The following is a 4,471-nucleotide window of genomic DNA, read 5'->3' as shown; positions in this document are numbered from 1 at the left end:
GGCGGAAGAAGCGGAATGTGCCGCGGGTGACGCGCCGCGACGGCGGGGAGTGCGCATGTTCATGGTCGTTTCTTAAGCCCAACTCCGGCCCGCGTCATTCCCCCAAATGCGGGGGATGAAGTTTTTCATGCCACCCCTTGACTCCCCCCACCATAACCCTTAATTACCGCGCCAACCCGGAGGGATGCCCGAGTGGCTAAAGGGGGCGGACTGTAAATCCGCTGGTGTACGCCTACGTTGGTTCGAATCCAACTCCCTCCACCATTTCCCCTGAATTGCGATGACGGCCGGGAAACCTGCATGACAGGTCTCATCCCAGATGACATTCCGCAAATCATGATAAAACTTCAGGAAACGCCGCCTTAAAAAAGACGACACCTGAAATATTTTATTGTTCTTCATCAATAACTTACATTCAACCCGGCTTCATGGCGTTAACCGCGCGGTAGCACTCCGGCTGTAGGCTGGATCGCACATTGTGGGGAAAGGAGTTACAGGCGCTTTTGTATCGCCCTGCTCCTCTCCCATTCAATTCCCGAATAACCGCACGGGTCCGACACTGGTACATTGCATAACAAACAAATACAGATCAGGTCGTATTTTATGATTTCGCCTGAATCAAAACCAGTATTGACGTTTTCATAACCTTCGGGGCTATTCCCGCCCATGCCGGACGACATTCAAAATCATGTGAAGCCATCCGGACGTTTCCTGAATATTATGGAAACATCCCCTCTCTCGCACGCTATACTTTACCGGAAATGATCTGACGGAAAGACACCGATGCCGAGATTACGCCATGCCGTGGCCGCCTGCCTGTCCCTTGCCATGACCGCCAGCGTGGCGGGCCATGCCCAGACGGTCGCCTCCGGCCATCGGGACATCCTGCTCCAGACCGATCACGCATGGAATGACATGGCGTACGGAAACTACCCCACCACCCGGCCGGAACTGACCATGATCCGGCTGACCATTCCCGCCCATACCGCCCTGCCATGGCATACCCACCCCGTGCCGAACGCCGGCTATGTGCTGGAAGGCCAGTTGACGATTCATGACCGCGAGACAGGAAAAAGCAGAACCTTTCACCAGGGCGAGGCGTTTGCTGAATCGGTCAATGACACGCATCGCGGTGAATCGGGCGATACCCGGACCGTCGTGCTCCTGACCTATGCCGGAACGCCGGGCACCCCCACCTCCATCCCCGCCAGGGGAGAAAAGCCGGAATACTGACAGCGGACGGGCGGAAAGGCGGGTGCCATTTTGTTGTGCCAATACAACGTGGAAAGCAGCCATCAGGACCAGAGCGGCCCGCTAAACATAAATTTACGCCCCCTGTTGCCTGACAGGCTGTGCCGTTCCACACTGCCGCCCGCGCAATGCAAATGCGGGCTGGCCGCGACTACAGTGTAATGAGACGACACACAGTGAAAGAGACGACAATGTCGGACATCGCACGGATATCTTCCCCTTTTCTGGAGAAGCTGCCGCTTGCCGTCATGATTGCGGATGTGTCCGGCTGTATCGTCTATGGCAACCCGCGCGCGCGCCACATGACCGGGCATGACGCCGCTGAACTGGGGCAGACCCGCCTTGGCCGCCTCTTTCCCGACAGTCCGCCGCCGGTCGATACCGGATGCGGCACAGTGGATGTGAACGCCCCGTATCAGGAACCATCTTGCATTACCGCGCCATCCGCGTGCGGGCCGGGATGCCGCACCATGCTGCGCCGCAGGGACGGGCTGAGCATACCCGTGCGCCTGTGCCGGGAAAGCATAAGCTGGGAGGGCGCGCGCTACGAACTGCTCACGCTACAGGACCGCCGGGAAGAAGAACGCCTGCGTGAGGAAGTCGAGATCAGCAAGCTGATCGTGCACGCGACCGACCGGGGGATCCTGACACTCGACCCGCACTGCCACATCACCCATGCCAACAGGGCCATCACCACGCTGCTGGGGATGGAGCGAACGCCCTGCACGGCGCGGCCTTCGGCACGCTCCTGTCCGGCGGGGAAGGTGATCTCGAAACCCTGCGCCAGTTCCACCATCACCTGTCCCGGCGCACCGGATTCGAACTGGACATACGCACCCGCGCACCCCGTGGCGCGGAACTGCGGCTGCGCTGCGCGGTCACGCCGCATTATGGCCCGGATGGCGCGCTGACGGATATTATCGTTGTCCTGCACGATATTACACAGGAGCGGCAGCTACGCGAATTGCAGCGCGATGTGGTCGAGGCGCTGACGGACCAGTTCCCGCTGGATGAAATGCTGGATTTCATGTGCCGCCGTATCGAACTGATCGCGCCGGACTGCATGGCCGTGGCCATGCTCGGCACCGGCGCATCCTGCGCCCCGGCGGGCACGGCGCCATTCCCATGCCCGTGCTTCAGGCGCTGGAAGGCATGGAGGCCAGCACCGCCGGAGGGGCCTGCGGCACGGCCATCGTCACGGCGGAAGAAGTGGTGGTGCCGGATTTCATGACCGAAACCCGCTGGCCCGCCCTGCGCGATGTCGCCCTCCAGCACGGGCTGGCGGCGGAATGGGCGGTGCCCATCATCCTGCGCAACGGGGATGTCGCGGGGAGTTTCTCGCTATATTTCCGCAAGCCCGGACAGCCGGATGCGTGGCACCGGCGCATTGTCAGCGCCTGCGCGCATCTGGCCATGCTGGCGATCGAGCAGCAGCGCAGCCACGAATCCATCCTGCGCCTGTCCTATACCGACCGCCTGACCAGCCTGCCCAACCGCATGTGGCTCAACCGCCGCATGCAGGAGCTGGACAGCCGCATGGCCGCCAGCCCCATAAGCCTCGTGATCATTGATCTCGACCGCTTCCGCAAGATCGTGGAAGCACTGGGGCAGGGCCGCGCGGACCAGCTGCTTCTGGCGCTCGCGCACCGCCTGCGCGACAGCATCATGGGGCGCGATGTGCTGATCCGCACGGAAGGGGACGAATTCGTCATACTGACGGAGGAAAGCGCCGCCGATGTCACGCTGCTGGCCGAACGGACCATTCACCAGCTTGAGGAACCGTTCACCATTGATGGCGTCCCGGTCAGCGTCTCGGGCAGTATCGGCATCAGCACCCATCATGACGGGCAGGAAGTCGAGGAATCGCTGCGTCAGGCCTATACCGCGCTGGCGCAGGCCAAGAAAGCGGGACGGGGCTGCTACCGCTTCTTCCACCCTTCCATGAACCGGCAGACCAATGACCATGTCATCCTGGCCTCCAACCTGCGCGAGGCGATTGCCGACCGGCGGCTTACCCTTGTCTACCAGCCGCAGGTGAACGTCGCCACGGGCGCGCTGCATGGGGTGGAAGCCCTGTCGCGGTGGACCGATCCGGTGCTGGGCGCGATCCCGCCGGGGCGCTTCATTCCCGTGGCGGAGGAAACCGGGCAGATCCGCGCGCTGGGCGCGTGGTCGCTGCGCGTGGCGTGCGAACAGATGGCCGACTGGATCGCGCGCGGCGTTCCGGTGCCCACCGTATCCGTCAACCTGTCCGCCATCCAGTTTCAGGATCCCGAACTGGTGTCGCAGCTTGCCACGGTCCTGCACCAGACCAACGTGCCGCCGGAACGGCTGATCGTGGAGCTGACCGAAACCACCATGATCGAAAACTTTGACCAGACCATGACCACGGCGGCGGCCATCCGCAACCTGGGCATCGGGCTGTCGATGGATGATTTCGGCACGGGGTATTCCAGCCTCGCCAACCTGGCCAGCCTGCCCCTGAGCGAAGTCAAGATTGACCGTAGCTTCATGAAGGGGTTCGGCAGTACCGGCAACGTAAGGCAGGTCGTGACCGCCATCATCCGCATCGGCCACACGCTGGGCATGACCGTGATTGCCGAAGGGGTGGAAGAACCCGACCAGTGCAACGAACTGCGTGCGATCGGCTGTGACGTGATACAGGGCTATTACTTCGCCCGCCCGATGGACACCACATCACTCGATACATGGATCCGCGAACGCCGGGCCGAACACGCCACCTGCCCCTGACAGGGACATACCACCAGGAAACTGTTCGGAAACACCTGATTTATAAAGACGACAAAGGTTTCCGGGCACCGTCCTTTTTCATACAGGCGGGCGCTCCCTGAAGCCTTCCGAAACAGCTTCACCAAAAACGTCCCTGTGAGTACAGGGCGGTGCCCGGAAACTTTTATTGCCTTCATCCATCGGTTATTTTCAGACACTCCATAACCGGGCGGCAGAGTCATGGCCCGCCCCCATAACAGGTTGGTCATGCCCGCGCACCCCGTCCATATCGCCGTGATCGGCAGCACGAATATCGATTTTGTCGCGCATGTCAGCCACTTCCCCCAGCCCGGTGAAACGCTGCATGTCCACGATTCCACAACGGGGCTGGGGGGCAAGGGCGCCAATCAGGCCATTGCGGTGGCCCGGCTGGGGCAGGCCGTCGAACTGGCAGGCTGGACCGGGCGTGACATGCTGGCCGAGATGGCGC

The 4,471-nt window shown here is 61.7% G+C and carries 5 protein-coding genes and 1 tRNA gene; all 6 read left to right on the top strand.

Features of this window, described 5'->3' with window-relative positions; all coding sequences use genetic code 11:
• Positions 1-178: 178 nt before the first annotated feature.
• Positions 179-264 (top strand) — tRNA-Tyr (locus JCM25156_RS09810).
• A 519-nt stretch (positions 265-783) separates the two neighbouring features.
• Positions 784-1,233 carry a cupin domain-containing protein gene (locus tag JCM25156_RS09805; protein ID WP_025812937.1) on the top strand — a complete coding sequence of 150 codons (450 nt, stop codon included), beginning with the start codon at positions 784-786 and terminating at the stop codon, positions 1,231-1,233.
• Positions 1,234-1,412: 179 nt separating this feature from the next.
• Positions 1,413-2,162: a PAS domain-containing protein gene (locus JCM25156_RS31040; RefSeq protein WP_242402589.1), complete on the top strand. Its 750-nt coding sequence runs from the start codon at positions 1,413-1,415 to the stop codon at positions 2,160-2,162.
• Positions 2,163-2,215: 53 nt separating this feature from the next.
• On the top strand, positions 2,216-2,482 hold the full coding sequence (locus JCM25156_RS31035; RefSeq protein WP_242402588.1) for a hypothetical protein: 267 nt from the start codon (positions 2,216-2,218) through the stop codon (positions 2,480-2,482).
• On the top strand, positions 2,377-4,002 hold the full coding sequence (locus JCM25156_RS31030; protein ID WP_242402587.1) for a putative bifunctional diguanylate cyclase/phosphodiesterase: 1,626 nt from the start codon (positions 2,377-2,379) through the stop codon (positions 4,000-4,002). Before JCM25156_RS31035 ends, JCM25156_RS31030 begins: the two co-directional genes overlap by 106 nt.
• Before the next feature lie 246 nt (positions 4,003-4,248).
• Positions 4,249-4,471 (top strand): PfkB family carbohydrate kinase (locus JCM25156_RS23225; RefSeq protein ID WP_034959216.1); only part of this gene is annotated, 223 nt, incomplete at its 3' end.

It is taken from the genome of Komagataeibacter kakiaceti JCM 25156 (assembly GCF_000613305.1).
This window is presented reverse-complemented; position numbering and strand designations above follow the sequence as displayed.

Coding starts and splice junctions, on each gene's coding strand:
- JCM25156_RS09805 (WP_025812937.1), top strand. CDS start 784: ATGCCGAGATTACGCCATGCCGTGGCCGCCTGCCTGTCCCTTGCCATG.
- JCM25156_RS31040 (WP_242402589.1), top strand. CDS start 1,413: ATGAGACGACACACAGTGAAAGAGACGACAATGTCGGACATCGCACGG.
- JCM25156_RS31030 (WP_242402587.1), top strand. CDS start 2,377: ATGCCCGTGCTTCAGGCGCTGGAAGGCATGGAGGCCAGCACCGCCGGA.